20 protein-coding genes and 2 pseudogenes are annotated in these 26,537 nt (G+C 51.5%); 11 read left to right on the top strand and 11 right to left on the bottom strand.

Features of this window, described 5'->3' with window-relative positions; translation table 11 throughout:
* Positions 1-59: 59 nt before the first annotated feature.
* Together pntB and pntA are read right to left on the bottom strand one after the other, a co-directional pair.
* On the bottom strand, positions 60-1,451 hold the full coding sequence (gene pntB / locus ACQ86O_RS18935) for a Re/Si-specific NAD(P)(+) transhydrogenase subunit beta (RefSeq protein WP_431222389.1): 1,392 nt from the start codon (positions 1,449-1,451) through the stop codon (positions 60-62).
* A 13-nt stretch (positions 1,452-1,464) separates the two neighbouring features.
* Entirely contained in the window at positions 1,465-2,991 is a 1,527-nt protein-coding gene (gene pntA, locus ACQ86O_RS18930) for a Re/Si-specific NAD(P)(+) transhydrogenase subunit alpha (RefSeq protein WP_431222388.1), read from the bottom strand.
* Positions 2,992-3,520: 529 nt separating this feature from the next.
* Between pntA and ydgH the strand changes: the two genes are divergently transcribed.
* Both ydgH and ACQ86O_RS18920 read left to right on the top strand, forming a co-directional pair.
* The gene (gene ydgH, locus ACQ86O_RS18925; RefSeq protein WP_431222387.1) at positions 3,521-4,471 is read left to right on the top strand and encodes a DUF1471 family protein YdgH; all 951 of its coding nucleotides are present in this window, start codon (positions 3,521-3,523) and stop codon (positions 4,469-4,471) included.
* Between the two features lie 215 nt (positions 4,472-4,686).
* Complete coding sequence (locus ACQ86O_RS18920) at positions 4,687-6,078, top strand: amino acid permease (protein ID WP_431225773.1); 1,392 nt, start codon at positions 4,687-4,689, stop codon at positions 6,076-6,078.
* A 29-nt stretch (positions 6,079-6,107) separates the two neighbouring features.
* Here the strand turns inward: ACQ86O_RS18920 and ACQ86O_RS18915 are convergent, their stop codons facing one another.
* A complete protein-coding gene (locus ACQ86O_RS18915) occupies positions 6,108-6,524 on the bottom strand; it encodes a hypothetical protein (RefSeq protein ID WP_431222386.1) in 417 nt (138 codons plus the stop codon).
* A gap of 169 nt (positions 6,525-6,693) precedes the next feature.
* On the opposite strand from ACQ86O_RS18915, the gene folM reads away from it, so the two are divergent.
* The 6 genes from folM to ACQ86O_RS18885 all read left to right on the top strand — a co-directional run bounded on the left by folM (position 6,694) and on the right by ACQ86O_RS18885 (position 12,501).
* The gene (gene folM, locus ACQ86O_RS18910; protein WP_431222385.1) at positions 6,694-7,416 is read left to right on the top strand and encodes a dihydromonapterin reductase; all 723 of its coding nucleotides are present in this window, start codon (positions 6,694-6,696) and stop codon (positions 7,414-7,416) included.
* Between the two features lie 69 nt (positions 7,417-7,485).
* Complete coding sequence (gene rstA, locus ACQ86O_RS18905; RefSeq protein WP_431222384.1) at positions 7,486-8,211, top strand: two-component system response regulator RstA; 726 nt, start codon at positions 7,486-7,488, stop codon at positions 8,209-8,211.
* Positions 8,208-9,512, top strand: a complete 1,305-nt coding sequence (gene rstB / locus ACQ86O_RS18900) for a two-component system sensor histidine kinase RstB (RefSeq protein WP_431222383.1) — start codon at positions 8,208-8,210, stop codon at positions 9,510-9,512. Before rstA ends, rstB begins: the two co-directional genes overlap by 4 nt.
* Before the next feature lie 55 nt (positions 9,513-9,567).
* Positions 9,568-11,064, top strand: a complete 1,497-nt coding sequence (locus ACQ86O_RS18895; protein WP_431222382.1) for a carboxypeptidase M32 — start codon at positions 9,568-9,570, stop codon at positions 11,062-11,064.
* 172 nt (positions 11,065-11,236) lie between these two features.
* Complete coding sequence (locus ACQ86O_RS18890; protein WP_431222381.1) at positions 11,237-12,037, top strand: MBL fold metallo-hydrolase; 801 nt, start codon at positions 11,237-11,239, stop codon at positions 12,035-12,037.
* A gap of 125 nt (positions 12,038-12,162) precedes the next feature.
* The gene (locus tag ACQ86O_RS18885) at positions 12,163-12,501 is read left to right on the top strand and encodes a colicin E1 family microcin immunity protein (protein ID WP_431222380.1); all 339 of its coding nucleotides are present in this window, start codon (positions 12,163-12,165) and stop codon (positions 12,499-12,501) included.
* A gap of 11 nt (positions 12,502-12,512) precedes the next feature.
* Here the strand turns inward: ACQ86O_RS18885 and ACQ86O_RS18880 are convergent, their stop codons facing one another.
* Positions 12,513-14,291: a colicin-like pore-forming protein gene (locus ACQ86O_RS18880; protein ID WP_431222379.1), complete on the bottom strand. Its 1,779-nt coding sequence runs from the start codon at positions 14,289-14,291 to the stop codon at positions 12,513-12,515.
* A 488-nt stretch (positions 14,292-14,779) separates the two neighbouring features.
* On the opposite strand from ACQ86O_RS18880, the gene asr reads away from it, so the two are divergent.
* On the top strand, positions 14,780-15,076 hold the full coding sequence (gene asr / locus ACQ86O_RS18875) for an acid resistance repetitive basic protein Asr (protein WP_431222378.1): 297 nt from the start codon (positions 14,780-14,782) through the stop codon (positions 15,074-15,076).
* Positions 15,077-15,371: 295 nt separating this feature from the next.
* Positions 15,372-16,193: a trypsin-like serine peptidase gene (locus tag ACQ86O_RS18870; RefSeq protein ID WP_431222377.1), complete on the top strand. Its 822-nt coding sequence runs from the start codon at positions 15,372-15,374 to the stop codon at positions 16,191-16,193.
* On the opposite strand, the gene ACQ86O_RS18865 is transcribed toward ACQ86O_RS18870, so the two are convergent.
* The 6 genes and pseudogenes from ACQ86O_RS18865 to hrpA all read right to left on the bottom strand — a co-directional run bounded on the left by ACQ86O_RS18865 (position 16,143) and on the right by hrpA (position 25,055).
* Entirely contained in the window at positions 16,143-16,901 is a 759-nt protein-coding gene (locus tag ACQ86O_RS18865; protein WP_431222376.1) for a nucleoside/nucleotide kinase family protein, read from the bottom strand. The genes ACQ86O_RS18870 and ACQ86O_RS18865 overlap by 51 nt on opposite strands.
* Entirely contained in the window at positions 16,879-17,406 is a 528-nt protein-coding gene (locus ACQ86O_RS18860) for an MltR family transcriptional regulator (protein WP_431222375.1), read from the bottom strand. Before ACQ86O_RS18860 ends, ACQ86O_RS18865 begins: the two co-directional genes overlap by 23 nt.
* 143 nt (positions 17,407-17,549) lie before the next feature.
* Positions 17,550-18,817: pseudogene (locus tag ACQ86O_RS18855) on the bottom strand (zinc-binding dehydrogenase).
* A complete protein-coding gene (locus ACQ86O_RS18850) occupies positions 18,814-20,208 on the bottom strand; it encodes a PTS mannitol transporter subunit IICB (protein ID WP_431222374.1) in 1,395 nt (464 codons plus the stop codon). Before ACQ86O_RS18850 ends, ACQ86O_RS18855 begins: the two are co-directional and overlap by 4 nt.
* A 26-nt stretch (positions 20,209-20,234) precedes the next feature.
* Positions 20,235-20,681, bottom strand: a complete 447-nt coding sequence (locus ACQ86O_RS18845; protein WP_431222373.1) for a PTS sugar transporter subunit IIA — start codon at positions 20,679-20,681, stop codon at positions 20,235-20,237.
* Positions 20,682-21,168: 487 nt separating this feature from the next.
* Positions 21,169-25,055 (bottom strand): annotated as a pseudogene (gene hrpA, locus ACQ86O_RS18840) (ATP-dependent RNA helicase HrpA).
* A 422-nt stretch (positions 25,056-25,477) separates the two neighbouring features.
* Here hrpA and azoR point away from each other — a divergent pair.
* The gene (azoR, locus tag ACQ86O_RS18835) at positions 25,478-26,083 is read left to right on the top strand and encodes an FMN-dependent NADH-azoreductase (protein WP_431222372.1); all 606 of its coding nucleotides are present in this window, start codon (positions 25,478-25,480) and stop codon (positions 26,081-26,083) included.
* 128 nt (positions 26,084-26,211) lie between these two features.
* Here azoR and ACQ86O_RS18830 read toward each other — a convergent pair whose 3' ends face one another.
* Positions 26,212-26,535 carry a YdbL family protein gene (locus ACQ86O_RS18830; protein ID WP_431222371.1) on the bottom strand — a complete coding sequence of 108 codons (324 nt, stop codon included), beginning with the start codon at positions 26,533-26,535 and terminating at the stop codon, positions 26,212-26,214.
* Positions 26,536-26,537 lie beyond the last annotated feature (2 nt).

Here is a 26,537-nt window from a genome sequence, read left to right as displayed (position 1 = left end):
AAGCTAAAAAAATGCCAGTCACCGAAGTGGCTGGCATTGTGGTTTTTATAACCCTGAGATTACAGAGCGCGCAGTATCGCTTCCACGCTGGCTTTGGCATCGCCAAACAGCATCTGGGTGTTCTCTTTAAAGAATAGCGGGTTCTGCACCCCGGCATAACCGGTATTCATCGAGCGTTTGAACGCGATAACGTTTTGCGCTTTCCACACTTCCAGAACCGGCATACCGGCGATTGGGCTGCGCGGATCTTCCAGCGCTGCCGGGTTCACCGTATCGTTGGCACCAATCACCAGTACGGTATCGGTATCCGGGAAATCTTCGTTGATTTCGTCCATCTCCAGCACCACATCATACGGGACTCTGGCCTCCGCCAGCAGCACGTTCATATGGCCAGGAAGACGACCCGCAACCGGGTGAATACCAAAACGCACCTTGATACCACGCGCACGCAGTTTCTCGGTAATTTCCGCTACTGGGTATTGCGCCTGCGCTACTGCCATGCCGTAGCCTGGGGTGATGATCACCGACGTTGAGTTACGCAGTTGCTCAGCCACTTCTTCCGCCGTGGTTTCGCGGTATTCGCCCATTTCTTCGGCATCACCGGTTGAAGAACCGTCGGTACCAAAGCCACCGGCAATTACGCTGATAAACGAGCGATTCATCGCCTTACACATGATGTAAGACAGGATCGCACCGGAAGAACCGACCAACGCACCGGTTACGATCAGCAGGTCATTGCTCAGCATAAAGCCCGCTGCCGCCGCTGCCCAACCGGAGTAGGAGTTCAGCATTGACACCACTACCGGCATGTCTGCCCCACCAATTGACGCCACCAGATGCCAGCCAAACGCCAGAGCGATCACGGTCATGATCAACAGAGCAAACACTTCCCAGCCAACGCTGCTGGTACGTACAAACAGCACCATCAACAGGAAGGAAACGACCAGCGCCGCCAGGTTCAGCTTATGGCGGTTAGGCAACATCAGCGGCTTGGAGGAGATAATGCCGCGCAGTTTGCCGAAGGCCACGATAGAACCGGTAAAGGTCACCGCACCGATGAAGATGCCAAGGAACACCTCGGTAAGATGGATGTTTTCCATCACCGGTTCCATGGCTACCACACCATGATCCAGGTAGCTGTTGAAACCCACCAACACCGCAGCCAGGCCCACAAAGCTGTGCAACACCGCCACCAGTTCTGGCATTTCGGTCATTTCGACCTTCTTCGCCAGATACACGCCGATAGAGCCACCGATAATCATCGCGATAATGATCCAACCCACGTTACCGGAATCCGGCCCGAGGATAGTGGCGATTAACGCAATCGCCATCCCGGCAACGCCGAACAGGTTGCCCTGCTTGGACGTTTCATGGCGCGAAAGACCGGCCAGGCTGAAAATGAACAAAATAGCGGCAACAATGTATGCAGCTGTAACTAATCCACCAGACATTTTTTGCTACCCCTTAGTTTTTGCGGAACATCTTCAGCATGCGCTGAGTGACGGTGAATCCACCAAAAATGTTGATGCTGGCAATCAGCACGGCGACAAAGGAGAGGAAACTCACCCAGCCACCGTGGCCGATCTGCAACAACGCACCGACCACGATAATCCCTGAGATCGCGTTAGTGACCGACATCAACGGGGTATGCAATGCATGGCTGACGTTCCAAACCACGTAGTAACCCACCACGCAGGCCAGCGCAAACACGGTAAAGTGTGACAAGAACTCTTTCGGTGCCGAGTTGGCAAACCAACCGAACAGGATGATTGCCAAAGCAATCAGGCCATATTTCACCATCGGTGAGGTTGGCTTCTTCTCGATTTTCTCGATCGGCGCAGCTGCTGCCTGCTTCGGCTGAGCAGATACCTGGATTGGTGGTGCAGGCCAGGTGACTTCACCATCACGAACCACGGTGACACCCCGGATCACGGTGTCTTCGAAATCGATATTGATTTCACCGTCTTTTTCTTTCGACAACAGCTTCAGCAAGTTCACCAGGTTGGTGCCGTAAAGCTGGGAAGACTGCGTTGGCAAGCGGCTTGGCAGATCGGTATAACCGATAATCTTCACGCCGTTTTCGGTGAGGGTGACCTGGTCGGCCACGGTCAGTTCGCAGTTACCGCCAGTCTGGGCTGCCAGATCGACAATCACGCTGCCCGGCTTCATTGAAGCCACCATTTCTTTAGTGATCAGCTTCGGTGCCGGTCTGCCCGGGATCAGCGCGGTGGTGACAATAATGTCCACTTCCTCCGCCTGAGCGGCAAACAGCGCCATTTCGGCTTTGATAAAGGCTTCAGACATCACTTTGGCGTAACCATCGCCGCTGCCTGCTTCTTCCTCAAAATCCAGCTCGAGGAATTCGGCGCCCATACTCTGCACTTGCTCTTTTACTTCCGGGCGGGTGTCGAAGGCGCGAACGATCGCCCCCAGACTGCCTGCTGCACCGATAGCTGCCAAGCCAGCAACACCGGCACCAATAATCATGACTTTAGCCGGTGGCACTTTACCCGCAGCCGTGATCTGGCCAGTAAAGAAACGCCCGAATTCGTGCGCGGCTTCAACAATAGCGCGATAGCCTGCGATGTTGGCCATCGAACTCAGTGCATCCAAAGACTGCGCACGCGAAATACGCGGTACGGAATCCATGGCCATGGCGGTTACGTTGCGGGCTGCCAGTTTTGCCATCAATTCTGGATTTTGCGCAGGCCAGATAAAGCTGATTAACGTGCTGCCTTCACGCATTAACGCGATTTCGTCCTCTTGGGGCGCGTTGACCTTCAGGATCAGGTCCGATTGCCAGACATCGGCGGTATCGGTAATTGTCGCACCTGCGGCTTCATACGCAGCATCCTCAAAGCTTGCCAGTTTACCCGCCGCAGTTTCGATCGCGACGGTAAAGCCCAGTTTCAGCAGTTGTTCTACCGTTTTCGGCGTTGCTGCAACACGGGCTTCATTGGCCAACCGTTCTCTTGGTACACCAATACGCATAATGTTCCCTTCTCACCTGTCTTTGATGATGTCTATTATCTTCCTACCCATAGCGATAGCACCGGCCAACAAGATTTTTCCAATCCTGCCTGCAAGCAAATTAAGGTGCTGCCTATAACCTACTGAAAATGTGATCGATGATCCATAATTGCTTACGTTTACCTGTCAGTTTTTACATAAAAACTCACCTAAGGATATGACAAATCGCAAATTTGGATGGAAAAGCTACCCGAGGGGCCTTTTTCAGCACACTATTGTATCAGCCATCTTCTAGGCAACTTCTTACCAGAAGCGGTGACCAGGTTAAAAAGTTATATAATTGTGAATAATTAACATTAATGACATCAAAGGCTTTATTATTGAAACTTATACTGAATTAACCGGGCCACCGGCAGCCCGGTTTTGTCGCATCGCATAACATAAATTGCTGAGACACCTACCAAGATTACATGTAATAATCGGCGGCTGAATTACACATAAACTGTTCAGCACGTTATAAACGTTAATGCGCTAGGCGAAAGGATTTTTTATGAAGCTGAAGACCACGATCATCGCATCAGCCTTGTTATCACTTACTGCGCTGTCTGTGCATGCCGCGCAAGAGTTAACTCCTGAAAAAGCAGCGGCCATCAAGCCGTTTGATCGCATCACGATTACCGGCCGTTTTAATGCCATCAACGAAGCTGCCGATGCGGTATCACGCCGTGCAGACAAACTGGGTGCCGACGCCTTCTATATTCAGGACATCAACAACGGTAACAATGGCGGCAACTGGCGCATCACTGCAGACATCTATCATAAAGATGCACCAGAAGTGAGCAAAGAGACCAAGTACCGCGTTATTAACGGCGTGAAAGAACTGCCGAAGAATGAAGCCTTTATGCTTGAGCCTTACGATACCGTCACCGTCAGTGGTTTCTATCGCAGCCAGCCAGACATCAATGACGCCATCACTAAAGCAGCGCAGAAAAAAGGCGCGGATTCCTTCTTTATCATTCGCCAGGTTGATGCCAACCAAGGCGGGAACCAGTTCATTACTGCCTATATCTATAAAGCCGATGCACCTAAACGCGTAGTACAGAGCCCGGATGCAATCCCTGCCGATTCCGAAGCCGGTAAAGCCATGTTGGCTGCCGGTGGTGCAGAAGCGGCTAAAGTCGAGATCCCGGGCGTGGCTTCTTCGGGCTCACCAAGCCGCGACATTGGTCGTTTCTTCGAGACGCAATCCTCTACCGGCAAACGCTATACCGTAACGCTGCCGGACGGCACCAAGATCCAGGAAGTGAATAACGTGACTGCCGCGCAGATGGTGCCGTTTGATTCCGTGACCTTTACCGGTCACTTCAACAGCATGACCGACGTTTCTACCGAAGTGGCGAAACGTGCAGCAGCCAAAGGCGCCAAGTATTATCACGTTACGCGTCAGTGGCAAAACAAGAGCGGTGGCAACCTCACCGTCAGCGCCGACCTGTTCAAATAAATACCGCATTCGGGTTTACCATCGGGCAGCGATTAGGCTGCCCTTTTTTATTGCCCGGCCAAATCTACCCTGCTGAATAAGTTTTTATCAAACTCGCATAACCAATCATTGCATCTACCGACATCCCTCCGTAGAATTTGCGCCTATTTTTAGGCCTAGGGCCTGCTCGTGCCGGGATTACTCCCACCCTGCGCAGCTTTGTTTCAGGACTCACCATTGGAAAAAAACTTGGTCTTACCGCGTTAACCGCCCTGGTTCTCAGCTCGATGCTGGGGGCTGGCGTGTTCAGCCTGCCGCAGAATATGGCCGAGGTCGCCAGCCCGGCGGCCCTGTTGATTGGCTGGGGGATCACCGGTGTCGGCATACTGTTCCTGGCGTTTGCCATGCTGCTGCTCACCCGTTTACGCCCTGACCTTGATGGTGGCATTTTCACCTACGCCAAAGAAGGGTTTGGCGACCTGGTGGGCTTTTGCTCCGCCTGGGGATATTGGTTGTGTGCGGTGATCGCCAACGTCTCTTATCTGGTGATTGTGTTTGCCGCATTGAGCCTGTTTACCGATCGCAACGGTACGGTTTTTCTCGGTGATGGCAATACCTGGCAGGCGCTGATTGCCGAATCGCTGCTGTTGTGGATCGTGCATGCGCTGGTATTGCGCGGCGTGCAGACGGCGGCAAGCATCAATCTGGTTGCTACGCTCGCCAAACTGATCCCTCTGGGTCTGTTTGCCATTTTGGCGGCAATCGCCTTCAAAATGGATACTTTTACCCTTGATTTCCACGGCGTTGCCCTCGGCACGCCAGTTTGGCAACAGGTTAAGGACACGATGCTGATCACCTTATGGGTGTTTATCGGTGTCGAAGGCGCGGTGGTGGTTTCCGCCAGAGCACGCCAGAAGAAAGATGTTGGCCGCGCCACCATGCTGGCGGTGATCTCTGCCCTGGCGGTTTACCTGGTGATCACTCTGCTCTCCTTGGGGGTGGTTCCGCGCAGCGAACTGGCCGAAATGCGTAACCCTTCAATGGCGGTGCTGATGGTGGATCTGATTGGCCCCTGGGGCGATGTGATTATCGCCACCGGCCTGATCGTTTCGGTTTGTGGGGCCTACCTGAGCTGGACCATTATGGCGGCGGAAGTGCCCTTGCTGGCCGCTCAACACGGTGCTTTCCCCAAAATATTCCGCAAGCAAAACCAGAACCATGCCCCTTCCGCTTCTTTATGGCTCACCAACGGTGCCGTGCAAGTCGCCTTAGTGATTATCTGGCTGACGGGCAGTAACTATAATTCGCTGCTGACCATCGCTTCAGAGATGATCCTGGTACCTTATTTCCTGGTCGGTGCCTTCCTGTTCAAGGTTGCACGTCAACGCCAGGACAAGCGGCTGATCTTTGCCGCTACCGGGGCTTGCCTGTATGGGCTTTGGTTGATTTATGCCTCAGGGTTGATGCATTTGCTGATGTCGGTGCTGCTGTATGCTCCGGGCTTGCTGGTATTTATGTATGCACGCCAAGGGCATGAGGACGTGAAGTTACTTAATCGCCTTGAGAGAGGCACGGTTTTCCTGCTGTTGGCGGCAACCGTGCCAGCTGGCTGGTTTATGCTGCAATAAGAGGTCAATAACCGGGTGGTTTCACCCGGTCAATTTCCCGCCGGCGGTTGGGCGGTAATGGTGATCCTTTCCCCAACCTGCGTAACCACTACCCCATCTGCACACTCTTTTGCAATCGCAGCCAGTTGTTCGGCTTCCAACGGATAGGGAAGCTGGATATCAAACACCGCCAGCTGTTGCTGCATAGCCAGGTCGATCAGGCGGAGAATATTGGTTTCGTCGCTGACCTGGGTTGAAACGACCTGCAGGGCCAACTCTTTCAACTGCTCTTTGCTGGTCTGGGCCCCCGCCGTGTGCGATTTCAATACCATGCCAAAAATAGGCATCACACCATAAATGGCATCAACAAAACGCCATTGCTTCTTGCAGGATGCAGACAAAAAATCCATGTAATCAAAACAGACTCTTTCACTGCGCGCAATGGATGCAAAATGATCGCTGTTCATCCACCTATTCCTCTCTTGGCCAGTGGGTTAACCCGTCGCCTGGTTGCAACTTGAAATTCATGGGCATACACACTTGAAATGGATATTCGATGGGAAGCGTTAACCGCTTTCTGACGTATAATGGCATAATTCCCCTAATGTTTGCCAGCTTGCCCAGGAGCTTTACTCGATGGTATCTCACAACTCGGCCCCGGTGCTGATTACTGGCGGTGCCCGCCGGATTGGACTGGCCCTGGCCAAGTCGTTCTTACAGCGTGGAATTCCCGTCATCATTGCCTATCGGAGTGACTACCCGGCATTGGAAGAATTGAAAGGACTGGGGGCTATTTGCCTGCAAGGCGATTTCTCTGACCATGAAGGTATTTATCGATTCGCCGAGCAGGTAAAGCAGGTCGCGCCAAAGCTGCGGGCAGTGATCCATAACGCCAGCGCCTGGCTGGCGGAGTCCGCCTCTACGCCACCGGAGCAGGTGATGGCCTCAATGTTGCAGATCCATGTTTACACCCCTTACCTGCTAAATCAGCTGTTGGAGTCCTGCCTGCTTGGCCAAGGGTTGGCGGGTGCCGATATTATTCATCTGACCGACTATGTAGTAGAAAAAGGCAGCGACAAACATATTGCCTATGCCGCCAGCAAAGCGGCGCTGGATAATATGACCCGCTCTTTTGCCCGCAAGCTGGCACCGGAAGTCAAGGTTAATGCTATCGCGCCGTCGCTGATTATATTCAACCCCGGTGACAACGAAGAGTATCGCCAGCAGGCGTTGGCCAAGTCATTGATGAAGGTGGCGCCAGGGGAAAGTGAAGTAGTGAATCTGGTGGACTACCTGATGAGCAGCCGCTACGTTACCGGCCGCACCCACGGTGTGGATGGCGGTCGGCCATTACGCTGAATAAAGTGCATGGTGCAACGCTAATTCGCACGCTATGCTGAATGCCGTTTTTCTGATAAACCACTCATTATGACTAAAATTGTTTTTGTGGAAGACGATCCGGAAGTGGGCAAGCTGATTGCCGCCTATCTGGGCAAGCATGATATTGACGTTATTGTCGAACCCCGTGGCGACACGGCACAAGCCTGTATTGAGCGGGAACAACCCGATCTGGTGTTGCTGGATATCATGCTGCCGGGTAAAGATGGCATGACGCTGTGCCGCGACCTGCGCCCGGTCTATCCGGGGCCGATCGTGCTGCTGACCTCTTTAGACAGCGATATGAACCATATTCTTTCGCTGGAAATGGGTGCGCATGACTACATTCTGAAAACTACGCCCCCGGCAGTCTTGCTGGCTCGCTTACGTTTGCATCTGCGCCAACACGGCAATCAAGCGAAAGAAGAACAGACCCAGACCCTCACCCAACACAACGCGCTGAATTTTGGTTTGCTGTGCATTGACCCGGTCAATCGCCAGGTCACGCTGGGCGAAGAAATCATCACCCTTTCCACCTCTGATTTTGATCTGTTGTGGGAGTTGGCAACCCATGCTGGCCAGATTATGGCTCGTGAAGCGCTGCTGCAGAACCTGCGCGGCGTCAGCTATGACGGGATGGATCGCAGTATCGATGTGGCGATCTCACGCCTACGACGCAAGCTGTATGACAATGCACTGGAGCCTTTTCGCATCAAGACGGTGCGCAATAAAGGCTATCTGTTCGCCCCCAACGCCTGGGGCACGGTGCAACAATGAGAAAACTTTTCGTCCAGTTCTTTCTCTTGCTATTCGTCTGTTTTCTGGTGATGGCGATGCTGGTTGGCCTGGTTTACAAGTTTACAGCCGAACGCGCCGGGCGGCAGTCGATGGACGATCTGATGAAAAGCTCGCTGTACCTGATGCGCAGCGAACTGCGGGAGATCCCGCTAAAAGACTGGAACAAAACCATCGCCACACTGGATTTAAACCTGTCGTTCAAGCTGCATATCGAACCGCTCGGTAAACAGAACCTGAGTGAAGACCTCACCAAGCGCTTGCGGCTGGGCGAGATTATCGCGCTGGACGATCGTTACACCTTTATGCAGCGCATTCCCCGCAGCCATTACGTGCTGGTTGTTGGCCCTATCCCCTATCTGTTCTATCTGCACCAGATGAGGATACTGGATCTGGTGCTGCTGATCTTTATCGGCCTGTCGTTGGCACTGCCGGTATTCCTGTGGATGCGCCCACACTGGCAGGATCTGCTGAAACTGGAAAACGCTGCCCAGCGCTTGGGGGCCGGGCATCTCGATGAACGCACGCATTTTGTGCCGACCTCCAGTCTCTACCGGCTTGGCGTGGCCTTCAACCAGATGGCTGACAGCGTTAACACGCTGATCGTCAGTAAAAAACAGTTGATTGACGGCATTGCGCATGAACTGCGCACGCCCTTGGTACGCCTGCGCTACCGATTAGCCATGAGCGATAATCTGACTGAAAGCGAGCAACAGGCATTGAATCGCGATATCGGCCAGTTGGAATCGCTGATCGATGAGCTATTGACCTATGCGCGCCTGGATCGGCCGCAGGTAGCATTGAATATTGAGCCTATCGATCTGCCCGGCTGGCTACAGGATAAGGTGGCCGATATTCAACTCATCCACCCAGAACGTGACATCGAATTAAATATCCCGCATGTCGGTGATTTTGGCGGTGTCGATTTGCGGCTGATGGAGCGTGTGTTAGACAATCTGGTCAATAATGGCCTGCGCTATTGCGAACGGCGTATGCGCGTCGGCCTGTGGTTTGACGGTGATGCCGCATGCTTGCAGGTGGAAGACGATGGCCCTGGTATTCCTCCGGAAGAACGCGAACGGGTGTTCGAACCTTTCGTCCGCCTCGACCCCAGCCGCGATCGCGCAACCGGCGGTTGCGGACTTGGATTGGCGATCGTCCACTCCATCGCCGTAGCCTACCAAGGCCAGGTCTTTGTAGAAGCCAGCTCATTGGGCGGCGCCAGTTTCCGCTTCTGCTGGCCGATTAAACCCCTGTTAGATAACAAAACAGAACCGGCATAACAATCCGGCTCCGTTGGCCTGCAAATATTTCAACGGGTTCACTATGGAGTCCCAAATGACGTCTAAATCATCCCTTACTGCTTACGACCAGCTACGCGCTCTGTTCACCCGCCTGGCCCGCTTTGCTCACCTCTCAGCCATTAGCGGCTGGGATATGCAAACCATGATGCCACCGGGTGGCAATAAGGCGCGCTCAGAAGCGTTGGCGGAATTGAGCGTGTTGCAGCATCAGATCCTGACGGCGCAGAAAACGGGCGAATTGCTCAACCACGCGCAACAAGAGTCACTCGACGAATTTGACCGTGCCAACCTGCTAGAAATGCGCCGTCAGTATGACAATGCCGTGCTGGTGCCAGAAGCGCTGGTCGAAGCCAAATCCCTGGCCGGAGCCCGTTGTGAACATGCCTGGCGCACCCAGCGCCCGGCCAACGACTGGCAAGGCTTTAGCGAGAACCTGCGTCATGTGGTCAAACTGAGCCGTGAAGAAGCCCAGATCCGCGCCCAGGCAGCAGGCGTCAGCCGCTACGATGCGTTACTGAACCTGTATGAACCGGGTATGCGCAGCAGCGATCTGGATCGTATCTTTGGCGATCTGAAAACCTGGCTGCCCGACCTGTTGCAAAAAGTGGTCGCCAAACAGCAGCAAGAGCCATGCCTAATCCCGCAAGGCCCATTCGATGTCGACACCCAGCGTAAGCTGAGCCTGAGCGTGATGAAGCTGCTCGGCTTTGACTTTGACGGTGGCCGGGTTGACGTCAGTGCTCATCCATTCTGCGGCGGCGTGCCGGAAGATGTACGCATCACCACCCGCTACAACGAGAAAGAATTTCTTACTGCCCTGCTCGGCATCGTGCATGAAACCGGTCACGCGCGCTACGAGCAGAATCTGCCGCGTGAGTGGTTGGGCCAACCCATTGCGCAAGCCCGCTCAACGGCGATCCACGAATCACAGAGCCTGTTTTTTGAAATGCAGTTGGCCCGCGGTAGCGACTTCCTGAAAGTCCTGCGGCCTTTGATCGTCAATCAGTTTGGCGAACAACCGGCATTGGCAGAAAGTAACTTTATCCGCCTGAAGCAGCGAGTGAAACCTGGCCTGATCCGCGTCGATGCCGATGAGGTCAGTTACCCTGCCCATGTGATTTTACGCTATGAGATCGAGCGTGCGTTGATCGAGGGCGAGATCGAAGTGGAAGATATTCCGGCGCTGTGGAATGAGAAGATGCACCGCTACCTTGGCCTGGATACCGTAGGCGATTATCGCAACGGCTGTATGCAGGACATTCATTGGACGGACGGTGCCTTTGGTTACTTCCCAACGTATACGCTGGGTGCCATGTATGCCGCTCAACTTTTCGATAGCGCACGCACCGCGATGCCGAAACTGAGCGAAGATATTGCTGCCGGTAATTTGGCCGAGCTATTCCATTGGCTTGGGCAGAATATCTGGCGTCACGCCAGCCGCTATCCAACCGATACGTTGATCGCCAACGCCACCGGTAAGACGCTGGACCCAAGCTATTTCCGCCAGCATCTGGAAAGCCGTTATCTGTAGAAGAGATGCCTAAGATTACGTTCAGTGACGCCCCTCACCCTCTCCCCTGGAGAGGGAACCAGTCCAGCGTCGTTGGCAGCTAATGTGGCACTACGTAGGGGGCGCTGCATGCTGCGCCCGTGTAAAGATTAGGTGCGGGAGCCAATGGTAGCTTTACTATTAAAGAGTCATCATGACCTTAACCATCAATGTGCTACTTGAAAATCGCCGGGCTGCCGGTGCGGATAAAGCGTTAACCATTAAGCCCGGACTGAGCCTACTGGTTCAGGATGGTTCGGACAGCGTGCTGTTTGATACCGGGCCGGACGGCAGCTTTTTGCACAATGCCGCTCGGATGGGGTTCAGCCTCGATAACTTGACCGCTACCGTGCTCTCTCATGGTCATTACGATCACAGCGGTGGCGTCCCGTGGCTACCTGAAAACAGCCGGATAATTTGCCACCCCGGTGTGCAAGACGTACGCTATGCTGCCGTGAATCTTCTAGGTCGCGTAAAGAAAATTAAACGGTTATCACCGCAAGTAGATTACTCGCGCCACACCATGGAGCTGACCCGTTCCCCCGTGCATATCAGTGAGCGTTTCATCTGGTCTGGTGAAATCGAAGCTCCTGCCCCCAAAGCCTACGGCATTATTGAAGATGCCAACTCATCACCTGATTACGTCACCGATGAGGGTGTGCTGATTTATAAGTCCGACCGAGGCCTGATTATCATCACCGGCTGCGGACACCGGGGGGTCATCAACATTGTGCGACACTGCCAGAAGATCACCGGTATCGATAAAATCTACGCGCTGATTGGCGGTTTTCACCTGAGAACGGCCTCACCGCTGCGATTATGGCAAGTGCAGCGTTTTCTCAAGCACATCAAACCCGAAAAAGTCATGGGCTGCCATTGCACCGGCCCTTGGGGGCTGCTGTGGTTGCCGAATACCATTAGCCCGGCGACGGGGGATAAGATCATTCTAGAGTGATCCACTAGCCAGATCAGAATGGTGTAATTCCTGTTTAGTATCCGAACCATTAATGATTGATTAGAACTACAATGGTACACTGCATCAGTAGTGAGTTCGGTGTGAAATACTAAGGAGGAGCAATTATGACATGGGGTTACTATTTAAAAAATATATTTTGGGGAATGTTTTATACCAGCGCAGCATACGGCGCATGGTACAAAAACCCAGAAAGCGAGAGATTAACACTCATCCTCATCCTATCCGTAATTAGCTGTATCCTGGTCCCATTCGCAAAAAAGTTCATTGAAATAATAGCATTGAAATACTCCACCCGAAAATTTTGGCAGCAGGATTTTTTTGTTAGCTCTGTAGGCGGAAGTGTACGAGTGATCTATGATTTATTCTGCCTTGTATTTGCAATATTTTTATCAACCCTTTACTTATTCATGATTATATTTAAAGCTCTAAGGCATAAACCTTAGAGCCATGTATTTTAAATTCCTATTAATTTATTCACCTCTTCCATTAAAGAATCATCTATGAAAGCACTAACCAATGTCATTATTATGGCGAAGCCTAATATTCCTAATGGGGCCCCAAGGATAATACTAAATGCAAAAGCAGTTAGCGCCGTTGCAGCCCTGCCTGCGGCCAAAGATTCCAGTTTAACAAAAACTGGCCGCCAATTATTGCTCTCTAGCGCTTTTTCTATTTCTTTCATGGTGTCATAACCAACGATTGTCCAACCAACATAGTTAAATGCCTTACTAAACTTGGCTAAACTTTTCGCCATCTGATCGCGGTTGAGTGATTCAAGCGCTTTAGCAATCGCCTCACGATCTTTAACACTAAATTTTTTATTTAGCACATCCTTATACTTATTAAAAGCTTTCAGCGCCTCATCTGCATTGCGGATCTGCTTGCCTTTTGCCGCATCCGCCAACTCTTGTGCAATTTTGGCCGACTGCTCACCAAATCTACCAGTTAATTCCGTATAGAAATTAGCCGTGTACTTGACAGCATCCTTAACACGGTCCTGTTCGGTCTTGGCTACTGCCTCTTGTTTAGCTTTGTCGTTAGCCTGTTTCTGGTTCTGCACATCCGCCAGCGTTTTCCGAGCATTATTGAGCGTGTTCTCCGCATTGAGCTTGTCTCTTTTTGCCTGTTCAAGACGGTTTGCCGCGCGTTTGGCCGATTCTCTCGCGGCATTCATCTGGCTTATTGCAGTGTCACGCTCACTAGCCAGTTTTGCGATCAAATCCATCGCACCTTCAAACTCCGCCCACCACGCCTCTTTGCCATAATCAACTTCGGTGTTCCATTTAATAAAATTATCCAGCAGATCACTGTGTCTTTTCCTTTTAGACTCAGCCTGGGCCGCTTTATATTCATAGTCACGGGAAAGTTTTTCAGCACTCGCCTTATCATTGGCGGCTTGATTAATACGACCATTCGCATCGTTTAACGCATTTTGTGCGCTCTGTTCGCTTTGGCGGGCATCATTTTCAGTACGTAGCAAGCCTGCCTCGGTAGTAAGGTCTAGATCTTTAAGCCGATTAACCTCATTTTCTTTTTGACGCTGCTCATTTTCCAGTTGTTCTAACCTGTTTTTTGCCGCATCGATTTCCGTTTGAATATTTTTCACCTGCTCCCGCGCTTTGCCCATTTCCTTTCTGTTTAATGACTGTTGCTCTCTAACCCCCGGGGTGGGCTTCTCTCTCGAATAGAACCAATCTTCATTGTTACGCTTCAAGTATTGTTGTTGCACCCGCCGTTTATTAGCTTCATGACGCAGGACGGTCAGGCGCTCCTTACTGACTTTAAGTTTACTGATGATGGCATTAAGGTTAGCTTTTTCTAATACAGTTTGGTTATCTTTCTTTAACTGACCATTTAGTTCATCAATATCTTTTTGCATTTCCTTAATTTGATTGTCAAGATCGTGGACTTTGTTCGCCGCAAACTCGATAGCCTTATCGGAGTCCTTTCGGAAACTCTCTTTGGCCTCATTACTGAATGGCGTAACATCATCATCCTCAGGATCAAAAGCGCTTATTGGTTTATTGATATCGGAGATCTTCTGGTCCCATAGATGCGTAATGTTACTGATTTCCTTTTGCCTCTCCGGTAAGCGATTACCAGACCAGGCTTCAACCACCATGTTACCATCCGACAGATCAAAACCACGCTGCCAGCCATGGCCATTCCAATAATATCCCATTGAAGTCAGGACATCGCGTTCGTACTGAGTTGTATCTTCATATCGAGCCATAATTAAATTTCCTTTTCAAATAATAGACGGATTTGAGTGATATCAACCGTATGTGAATACAGCCTTATCCACCTTATGGCGTCTCTTTTTATAAGTAAATAATAATGAGTATTATTCTCATTCATATGCGTACCACTACACAAGTTCAGAAATCCAGAGGGTGCTGCATGTGGCAGTCTGCATTGCGAGTTTGCTGGGACATGTCGCGACCTTGGCCTTTAAAAGCTAACGATGTTCCATAGTGCACTTCCCTGCCCAGAGCACCGGTGTCGCATGTTGCTGGTTTGTCCATCTCTAGATGTATGTTGTAACTAATTTAGTGTGCACCAAGCTTTCGTATGACGACAGGAACCCCCGCCCAAGCCACTCGTACATTAGGTTACACGCCGAAACCAATCACTCACGGAAAGTCATCCTCGGTTTGCATAAGATTATTTCAACGGCCCCGCAGTGGGGTTAAACACCAACAGAAATCTGAGGATTTACCCATGAAAAAAGTATTAGCTCTGGTTGTTGCCGCTGCAATGGGCTTGTCATCTATCGCTTTCGCCGCTGAGGCCGCTGCTCCTGCTGCTGCACCTGCACCAGCCGCTACAACCCAAGCCGCACCAGCGAAAACCACCCACATGAAAAAACATCACGCCAAGAAAACAACCGAGCAAAAAGCTCAGGCAGCCAAGAAGCACCACAAAGCCAGCGGTAAAAAAGCCCCGGCCCAGAAAGCTCAGACAGCTAAAAAGCACCACAAAAAAGTAAGCCATAAAGCAGCAACTCCGGCTGCCTGATTGCAAAGTGGCGTGAGGCACCTCACCTGTTCTGGCAAGATTTGTTCAACACCCGGTTCTCCGGGTGTTTTTTCATCGGGGGTTGTCTATGCTGCATCGCTATCTGTTTGAAATTATCCTGGGCACCCTGCTTGTTTGCGGGCTAATCGCCACTTTCTTTTATCTGTAATTTCCTACGGTTCCCTCAGAAAATTATCGAAAAATCAATCACTGACCATCTACACTGTGACCAAATCAGTCTATAGTTAGCATTCAGTGTGTTTATGGAAATCCGTATTTGTCAGGCAAGAAACTTATGCGCATACCCGTTTTGCTGTTTTTGGGCTTATTTCCTTTGGCTTTATCCCTGTCCGTGCACGCTGATAGCCCGATCGACGCGGCGATGGCGGAACAGACCCGTCTGTTTTTTGGCAAGGATGAACGAATTAAAGTCACTGAAACCCACGGTTGGCCATGGCAGGCCATTGGCCAGGTGGAAACCGCCAGTGGCAACCTGTGCACCGCGACGCTGATCTCCCGCCATTTGGCGCTGACTGCCGGGCACTGTGTTCTGGCACCGCCCGGTAATCTGGATAAAGCCGTAGCCCTGCGTTTTATTTCCTCCAGCAAAGGTTGGACCTACCAGACGGAAAATATCGAGACTCTGGTTGATAAAGCATTAGGGCAAAAACTGAAAGCGGACGGTGACGGTTGGATCGTTCCCCCAGCCGCAGCCGCCTATGATTTTGCGTTAATTCGTTTGAAAGATAAGAAACCGCTGGCCATCAAGCCGCTGCCGCTATGGCAAGGTGACAGTAAAGCGTTAACGCAGGCTCTTAAACTGGCAAAACGCCTGATTACCCAGGCCGGGTATCCAGAAGATCACCTTGATGACCTGTACAGCCACCAGAATTGTAAGGTCACAGGCTGGGCGCAACAGGGGGTGTTATCGCATCAGTGCGACACCTTACCGGGTGACAGCGGTTCTCCCCTGTTACTGAAAACCGCTGATGGCTGGCGGCTGATTGCGATTCAAAGCTCCGCACCCGCTGCACAAGATCGCTACCGTGCCGATAACCGAGCTCTTTCAGTTACCGCTATCCGTGACGCCCTGGACGCGCTGGCATCCAGTAAATAACCCTTCTTTGCATCGCAGGCCACCGTTATCCCACATCAGGGGCAAGGTGGCGGGTAAACTGTGATGCAATACTCTTTCAACATTTGGCCCATCGGTCTGCTGGTAAAAAGCATTGGCCTGCTCTGCAGATAACCCGCCGCGTATTTTTCGCTCAACCAATCGCGCCTGCAATTGCTGCGGTGGCGCTTGAATAAACAGCGTCAAATCGCTGAATTTAGCCAGATCCCGCCAACCCGGCTCGTCAAGCAGCAGCCAGTTACCTTCAACAATGACAACCGGGGCCGTCACTTCGATAGCGTTAGGGATGGGATCGTGTAATACGCGATCGTAAGCCGGCCAAAGCGAATGCGATTGGCGCAGTGACGCCAATGCCAATTCCAGTTGCCCACGATCAAACGTTTCCGGCGCCCCCTTCCTGCCTCGAAGCCCATGCGCATCCAGCCAGCGATTAGTATGATGAAAACCGTCCATCGGCAAGGTTTGCAGCACCGGTAATTCTTTATGTTGGGCCGACAAATGCTGCCAGAATGCCGTCAGTGTCGATTTGCCACTGCCGGGCGGGGCTGCAAGGAATACCACTAATCGTTCGTCTTTCTGCCGCTGCTTCTGTGCCAAAAATTGCAACAACGGCAAATGCAATTGTTCAATTTCCTCATCGGCAAAAAAGGACTCAATTATTAACCCATTAACATTCAGCGCTGTCTTCATTGGTCAGTTCCTTTAACAGCGAAGTCACTGCCAGCGTTAATCCGGTCTTGACCATATTGCCGTAACGCTCGGTATTAAAAACCTCAAAACTGGAAAATTTCATCTTTCTTATTGCATTGAAAAGCTGCTCATTTTCCGTAATAGCATTCAGGTTGGAAATAAAATCATAGGTCATTTCGTCATGAAAGCTCAGCGAGCCGTTTTCAGCCTGTAAGTGCTGGCTGAATTGTGAAAGACAAATGATGTCGGCATAAACGGTTTTTTTGATCTTGCCCAACGCATACAGTAGGCGCAGGGAAACATCCATATTATCCAAAGGACCAGATTTCGCCAGCAATGGCTTAACCGCATATTCTTGTATATCAGGATCGTTATTAACGAATACCTGTGGTAAATAGCTCTTGATAGCAGAAAATAAAATTTCATTAGCTTTGTTTAACCAATTGAGCAATTGTTGCTGCTCGTCGAGTTGTTCAATAATTTCATCTTCTGTCAGCGTTTTCATTCGGCCTGCGATACCATTAATGCAAGTGTAATGTCTGGGTTCTGTCATTAATCATAAGGCTTTCTGCGCACAAGTCCCCTTCTTTTTGTTTTATACCGGCCACGATATCACCTTACAGGCGGCCAACGCCGCCTGCGGAGCGGCTATAGCCCTGTTTCTACGCCAAAATGTTGCAACAGGAAACGTTCAGCCTGTTCGTTCCACACACCGTGGCTTTCTGCCACCAGTTGTGCCAGACGGGCATAAAACGGGTCGTGTTCTCCCAGCCGTTGGAAATCGGCAATCGCCGTTAGCGGCATAGTGGCAAAGTTGTAAATCAGCTTTTTGCCGCCGGGAATATTTGGCAAATTGATGATGGTCTCCGGTACTGCATCCAAACCGCCAATATGGGTGATCATCACTGATGGATTAATACGCCCTTCGGCCGTCAGTTGCAGGGCTTCCAGCATGTCACCGGTAGACCCCCCGAAGTTCCCACCACATGGGTGGCAGCATAATGCACATTGTAAAAATTAAACGGAACTTTGAAATTGCTGTCTGTTGGCCCGGCAAAGAAATTCAGACAACCGTCTTCTGCCAGCAAATCATCCCCCAACGCCAGCACCTCCGGCACTGCAGCGTAGACAAACACATCATCAAAACCATGATCTTGTGTAAGTGTACGCAACGATGCCGCAGGATAGGTCAACTGACTGCTGTTGACATAGATCAGCTCGACGCCTTTTTCGAGAGCGACAGCTTCCGGCAGCAGTAATCTGGCCCGTGCCAGACGCTGTTCGTCGATATCGACTACAACCACCCGCGCCGGGCGGATATTGCCATTGATTGCATAATCAATGGCACCAATACCCATTGGCCCGGCGCAGGCTAACAGAGCCACATTGCCGCCGGGTTTGATCCCCATACGATGCTCATAAACATACTGGGTTGTATGGTAATTGGCATGGTAGGCACCGATGATGCAGCACATCGGCTCGGCAAGCGACGCCGCAGCAAAATAGCTTCCTTCATACGGCAGTACACAACCCAACTCCACCGCCTGACGTGGGATGATCATATAGGTGGCATTGCCACCGAAAAACTCATAGCTATAGCCCGCCGAATAGCCACTCGGCAACCCCATTGCCGGTTGCAGCACAAAGCGCTGTCCGGCGTTGAAACGTTGCTGCAGATTGCTACCTACCTCCACAATAATACCTGCGCATTCATGGCCGGTGATTGCCGGATGATCGGCCACATCATCGGGTACGCGCTTGTGGCTGGCCCCCAACTTGGCGGCCTTCCAGGTGGACAGACACACGCTGTCCGAGATCACTTTAACCAGGAGTTCATCTGCACCTAACGCAGGTAATTCAAATTCTCGCAGGCGAACATCGTTTTGGCCATAGATGGCGGCAACCTGAGTTTTCATGCGTTTTCCTTTTCTGACTGTGTTTCCACCAGTTGTTGCAACAGATGATCGAGTTTGCTGTCACCGAGGTAGTTGCTGATCAAGGTTTTGGGTTTATCAGTGACTCGGTCGGCACGGCCTTCCAAGCTGGAGTGGATGACAATCAAATCCGCCTCGGGAGGTATATTTTCAATAGAATAGTGTTTCACGCTGATCGGCAGCCCAAGCTTTTCCAAGCGTTTACGGAAGGTGGTCGCCCCCATTGCGCTGGAACCCATACCGGCATCACAGACGAAAGCAATATGGCGGATTGGCTGAGTTTGCCCTTTACCTGCGGCTTTCAATGCTTTCACCTGTTGTTGCGAGTCGCCAAAGTTATCCTCGGTCACCCGTTGTTTTTCTATTTTCAGAATCAAAGAAGCTATCAGGAATGAAACCAGCGTCCCTGCAGCCACGCCAGCCAAGGTACCCGCAAAACCACCGCGCGGTGTCAGCGCCAGGTATGCGAAGATAGATCCCGGGCTTGGTCCGGCAACCAACCCGGCCCCCATCAGATCAAACACGTAAATCCCCGTCATGCCCCCACCGATCATGGCGATAATCATCAATGGCTTCATCAGGACATAGGGGAAGTAGAGTTCATGGATACCGCCAAGGAAATGAATAATCATTGCCCCAGGAGCCGATTTTTTACTCATACCCTGCCCAAACAGCGAGAAAGCCAATAAGATGCCAAGCCCAGGCCCTGGGTTGGAAGCCACCATAAAGAAAATCGAACGGCCATTCTCAACGGTGTCCTGCATACCGAGCGGATAATAGACTCCCTGATCGATAGCGTTATTGAGGAACAACACTTTCGCCGGTTCGTTGATAATCGATAGCAGCGGCAAATAACCGGTGGCCACCAGCGCTTCGATACCAGCCCGCACCAGTTGGTTGGCCTGCTGCACCGCTGGGCCAATCACCTCATAGGCAAACAGGCACAGGAACATGCCCGCAATCCCCAATGAGAAGTTATTAACCACCATTTCGAATCCAGCCGGGATGCGTTTATCCAATCTGGTATCGATATATTTGATGATCACCCCGCCCAGCGGCCCCATCACCATCGCGCCAATAAACATCGGGATATCGGCACCCACAATCACGCCGATGGTGCCAATCCCGCCCATCACCGCACCACGCTTCTCAGCTATCAGGTAGCCCCCGGTAGAGCCAATCATCAATGGCAACAGGTAAGTGATCATCGGGCCGACCAATTGGCCAAAATGGGCATTTGGCATCCAACCGGTTGGAATAAACAGCGCCGTAATAAAGCCCCACGCAATAAATGCGCCTATATTGGGGATTACCATAGCCGTAAGGAACCCGCCAAAAGCTTGCACTCTGGCGCGCATGGTTTTATTGGCCATTATATTTATCCTTGATTGAGGAAAAATCAGAAGCGCTGAACAATTTCCTTTATTGCTTGTACATGCTGCGCATGAATAAGTTGTTCAATCGCCTGGTCATCACAAAACATTTCACTCAACAACTGAATTGCATTGATATGGCTATCGGCATCTTTGGCCGCCAAACCAATTAGAATCTTTACCTGTGGGTTATCATCATTAAAATAGATCCCTTGAGGCAGCAATGTTAACGATAATGCCGTGCCCAGCGCCCCCTCTTCTGGGCGAGCATGTGGCATTGCCACTTCCGGCGTGAGAATATAATACGCACCATTGTGCTGAGTGCTGTGCTTTATTGCTGTTACATATCGTGGTTCAATAATATTATTGGCCAACAGCGGGGCCATCGAAAAATCAATGGCCTGTAGCCAGTCGTAAACGCCACAGTGAATAGCAAAGGCATTTTCAGGGAAATAGTCCATCAATCCATTCATTATTATTCCTGTTATTTATCTCAAAGGGATTGCACATTGAGATGCAGCTTAAGAGGTAAATAATAGGAACGCAATAATGGCCATTTTTGTGAGATAAATCAGAGTTAGCATGAAAGCAAATGTAATTGGAGATCTACATCACTAATTAATAATAAACATTTATTGTTTTATAAATTGTCAATAGGATAATTGTGATGGTTATCGCAATTATTTATTTTGTAATTAATTTTATTTATGTGACAAAGATCGTATTTGACATCTTGCAGGTACGGATTACTTGAAATTCACACTGCTTTTTCCCTCCCCAGCCATAAATCGTTTAGGCGTCGTCCCGGTACACCGCCAGTGCGCTATCAGGGTTACTCTACTCTCTGCTGATTGCCACAGGATTGGCACTGGCTGGCTGCGGCCAGAACCTGAGCCTGACACTGCTGGCCTGCCGCCTGTTGAGTGTTATCTGCGCAGCAAAACTGCGCAGATAACTGGCTTAAGCCGAGAGTTGTTCGATGGTTTGAAGGATCCGCTTTTCAGAAATCGGATAAGGCGTCCCCAACTGCTGCGCGAACAGGCTGACGCGCAGTTCCTCAATCATCCAGCGTACCGCCTTCACGTCTTCATCCTGTTGGCGTTTTGGCGGCAGCTTGTTCAGCCACTGCTGCCAGGCTTGCTGTACCTGCTCCACCCGTAGCATCTGCGCACGGTCACGGTGTGGATCGATAGACAGTTTTTCTAGCCGCCGTTCGATAGCCTGCAGGTAACGCAAGGTGTCCGGAAGGCGATTCCATCCGTTATTGGTAACAAATCCACGGTAGATCAAACCGCCAAGCTGGTTTTTGATGTCTGACAACGCCAATGCCAACGAGATATCAACGCGGCCCTTAAGGCGCTTGTTAATATTGAATACCGTGGTCAGGATCTGCTCAACCTGCTTGGCAACACCCACCACCGTTTCATTCAGCTCTGCACGCACGCACTCCTGCAGGCGGGCAAAGTTTTCTTCCTGCCAGACCAACCCGCCATGTTCGGCAATCAGTTTATCAATACTGCATGAAATACAGTCGTCGATCAGATCCAGAACCTTGCCATATGGGTTGAAATACAGCCCAAGTTTGGCTTTGTTCGGCAATTTTTCGTGCAGATACTTGATGGGCGATGGGATATTCAGCAACAGCAAACGCCGGGTGCCCTGCCACATGGCCTGCTGTTGTTCCTGTTCGCTGTCAAACAGGCGTATGGCTACGCTGTCTTTTTCATCAACCAACGCGGGATATGCCTTGACGGAGTAACCACCGCGTTTCTGCTCATAAAACTCCGGCAATTTGCCAAAGCTCCAGATATGCAGATTGCTTTGCTCCAATCCATCGTCGGCCACTGCCGACAGGGTTTCCTGCACCTTTTCTTTCAGTTGCCGCTTCAGCGCGGCCAGATCTTTACCCTCACGCAGGGTTTTGTGTTTTTCATCCACCACACGGAAGGTCATTTTAAGATGATCGGGCACCTGATCCCATTGCCAACTTTCACGTGACACCGTCACGCCAGTCATGCGACGTAACTCGCGCTCCAGCGAATCCAACAGTGGCATTTCCATCGGCGTGACACGGCCCAGGAAAGCTTCGGCATAGTTGGGTGCAGGCACAAAACTACGGCGTATCGGTTTTGGCAGCGATTTAATCAATGCGATCACTAATTCACGGCGAATGCCCGGGATCTGCCACTCAAAACCCGCCTCTTCGACCTGATTGAGGATCTGCAAGGGGATATGCACCGTGACGCCATCGGCATCGGTTCCCGGTTCAAACTGGTACGTCAGGCGCAGTTTGAGGTTGCCCTGATGCCAGTAGTTCGGATAATCCAGTGCGCTGACCTTATTGGCCCCATCCTTGATCAACATCTCTTTTTCGAAGTTGAGCAGGTCGGGGTTTTGCTTACCGGCGGTTTTCCACCATTTGTCAAAATGGCGCCCAGAAACTACATCGCCCGGGATGCGCTGATCGTAGAAACCGAACAGCGTTTCGTCGTCGACCAGAATGTCTCGGCGGCGCGATTTATGCTCCAGTTCCTCGACCTCCGCACGCAGCTTGAGGTTAGCAGCAAAAAACGGATGCCGGGTTTGCCAGTCACCTTCAACCAGCGCATGGCGGATAAACAACTCGCGGCACAGCAGAGGATCGAGCGTGCTGTAATTCACCTGGCGAGCGGCAACGATGGCCAGACCAAACAGCGTGACCTTTTCACTGGCCATAACCGCCCCTTGGGATTTCGACCAATGTGGTTCACTGTAATGATGCTTGACCAGATGTTGCGCCATCGGCTCGATCCACTCTGGCTCAATGCGTGCAGCAATACGCCCCCACAGGCGGCTGGTTTCTACCAGTTCGGCCACCATCGCCCATTTAGGGGTTTCTTAAATAGCCCCGAGCCGGGGAAAATTGAAAAGCGAGCATTGCGCGCACCGGTAAACTCCTGCTTATCCGCATCTTTTTGCCCGATATGCGAAAGCAATCCGCTCAGCAAAGCGGTATGCACGCTTCGGTAATCCGAAGGCACGCTGTTGACCGGCAACCCCAACTCTTTCACCACCTGGCGCAATTGGGTGTAAATATCCTGCCATTCCCGCACACGCAGGTAGTTGAGGTAGTCATTGCGGCAAAGGCGGCGGAACTGGCTGGCGGTGTTTTCCTTCTGCTGTTCCTTCAGGTAATCCCACAGGTTCACAAAGGCCATAAAGTCAGAATCTTTATCGGCAAAGCGGCGGTGTTTTTCATCAGAGGCCTGCTGCTTATCCATTGGCCGTTCGCGTGGATCCTGGATCGACAAGGCCGAAGTGATAATCATCAATTCACGCACACTGCCGCTCTTTTGAGCTTCCAAAACCATGCGGGCCAAGCGTGGGTCGATCGGCAACTGTGCCAATTGGCGCCCTTGCGGCGTCAGTTGATAATGGCCGTTATCGGCGGTTTTAATCGCGCCGAGTTCTTCCAGCAGACGCACACCGTCCTGAATATTACGGCTATCCGGCGCTTCAACAAACGGAAACGCCGCAATATCCCCCAGGCCAAGCGATGTCATTTGCAAGATGACCGAGGCCAGATTGGTACGCAAAATTTCCGGGTCAGTAAACTCTGGGCGAGACAGGAAATCCTGCTCCGAGAACAGGCGGATACAGATACCTTCCGAAACACGCCCACAACGGCCTTTACGCTGGTTGGCCGAAGCCTGTGAAACCGGCTCAATCGGCAGACGCTGTACCTTGGTACGGAAGCTGTAGCGGCTGATACGCGCCGTACCTGGATCGATAACGTATTTGATACCCGGCACGGTGAGCGAGGTTTCTGCCACGTTGGTTGCCAACACGATGCGACGGCCGTGATGAGACTGGAACACCCGGTTCTGCTCACTGTTAGACAGGCGAGCATACAATGGCAGCACTTCGGTATGAGGCAGGTTGAGTTTGGTCAGCGCATCAGCGGTATCGCGGATCTCGCGTTCACCGCTCATAAAGATCAGGATGTCACCTGGCCCTTCACGCCCCAGTTCATCAACCGCGTCAAAAATCGCCTGTAATTGATCGCGTTCGGTGTCATCGGCATCATCCACCACTGGCCGGTAACGGACTTCTACCGGATAGGTACGGCCAGAAACCTCAATAATCGGCGCATTATTGAAATGCCGGGAAAAGCGCTGCGGATCGATGGTGGCAGAGGTAATGATCACTTTCAAATCAGGGCGTTTGGGCAGCAACTCCCGCAGATAACCCAGGATAAAGTCAATATTCAGACTACGTTCGTGAGCCTCATCAATGATCAGCGTGTCGTACTGCATCAACAGGCGATCTTGCTGGATCTCGGCCAGCAAAATACCGTCAGTCATCAGTTTGACCAGGGTGTTTTCACTGACCTGATCGTTAAAACGCACTTTGTAACCCACGCTGCCGCCAAGCGGGGTTTCCAACTCATCGGCAATACGGTTGGCCACGGTGCGCGCAGCCAGACGGCGCGGCTGAGTATGGCCGATCAACCCTTTAATACCGCGCCCGAGTTCCAGGCAAATCTTGGGTATCTGGGTCGTTTTCCCAGAGCCGGTTTCGCCCGCAACAATCACCACCTGATGGTCACGGATGGCGTTGAAAATATTCTGCTTCTTCTGGCTGACCGGCAGGTTTTCCGGGTAGATGATCTTCGGGCATGAGGCCGCCCGAGCCTGTGCCTTCTGCAAAGCCTGATTGATGTCATTTTCTATCTCGGCGGCCACGGCCTGCTGAGCATCGGGGTTTTTGACTCTTCGAGCACCCTGCAACCGGCGTTGCAGACGCTGTTGATCACGGAGCATCAAGCCATCCAGTTTGGACGACAATACCGCGAGCGGAGATTTCACGTTCGGTGTTCCTTGTTTCTTCGCTGCTTTAAGAGCTTTCGCCCCTTCTCCCCGAGGGGGAGGAACTGATTAGCAACGGTTTCGAATCGGGTTGTCTGTTTTGACTTAGCGGGACAGAATATCACAAGGTTATTTCTCCCCATAATCCATCCGCTTATAGCCTTCTTACGTGAAGTTGCAGCGTTGTTGGCCGCGAGAGTGAACCCCAGCTACTGGCATAATTCAGCGCCAGGAGATTAATGCTCTTGCCGCCCCGCCGTCCCTCCAATTATTTTGCGTATAGCTCGGGTTTACTTATTCAATAAAATCGAACGAAGATCTCGAAATATTCCGCTATCCCTGTTTGATAAAGATGAATAAAGTGTTGCTCATGCAAGGGGCGAGCAGCCTCGAGGTCACTGTCATAACGAAAGGAATTTTCGATGAGCAAAGTATTGGTTCTTAAATCCAGCATTCTGGCTACCTACTCCCAGTCTAACCAATTGGCCGATTTCTTCGTTGAGCAGTGGGCCAACACTCACAGCAACGATGCCATTACCGTACGCGATCTGGCCGCACAGCCCATCCCGGTGCTGGATGGTGAACTGGTTGGCGCACTGCGCCCTTCAGATACCCCACTGACACCGCGTCAGCAAGAAGCCCTGGCGCTGTCGGATGAGTTGATTGCTGAACTGCAGGCCAATGACACCATCGTTATTGCTGCACCAATGTACAACTTCAATATTCCAACCCAGTTGAAGAACTATTTTGACCTGATTGCCCGTGCTGGCGTCACCTTCCGCTATACCGAAAAAGGTCCGGAAGGCCTGGTGAAAGGTAAGCGTGCCATCATTCTGACCAGCCGTGGCGGTATTCATAAAGGCACCGCAACCGATGTGGTAGAACCTTACCTGCGTCTGTTCCTGGGCTTTATCGGCATCACCGACGTTGAGTTTGTGTTCGCGGAAGGTATTGCCTATGGTCCAGACGTGGCGACCAAGGCACAGGCAGATGCCAAAGCGGCATTGGCGGAAGTGATCGCGGCGTGACTTATATTTCCGGGTGCAGAAAATGCGCCCGGTAAGCCAACAATAAGTAAGACAATCCCTGCAACCCCGTATTACCCGATAAAAATCAATATCTGCATTAACTATTGCGCGCCAGCTGGCGCGCTTTTTTATTTCTTCAACCACTGACCGTTAATACCGCGCACATATTCACCGGCAGGTGCCCTTGTCACCAGCTTTTGGCCCGCCATGCGCGCCACTTCGTCGATGGGTATATGGTTACTGTCAGCCACTTGCTGATACTTTTCTGCGCGCCCGGTATTGATTTTCTTCACCAACTCCTGTGTCTGCGCATCCTGTTTCACCGGGGCGATATAGCCACTCAGCGTTTCGCCTACCCGCCCTTGTTGCTTGGCTTCATCCAGCGTTAGTGCCTGGGCCTGGGTACTGAACAACCAACCAGCGGCAATCAACCACAGATAATGTTTTTTCATCT

This window comes from Serratia sp. L9 (genome assembly GCF_050632285.1).
Classification (GTDB): domain Bacteria; phylum Pseudomonadota; class Gammaproteobacteria; order Enterobacterales; family Enterobacteriaceae; genus Chania.
Note: the sequence above shows the minus strand (reverse complement) of the source record. Positions and strands in the feature narration are given on the sequence as shown.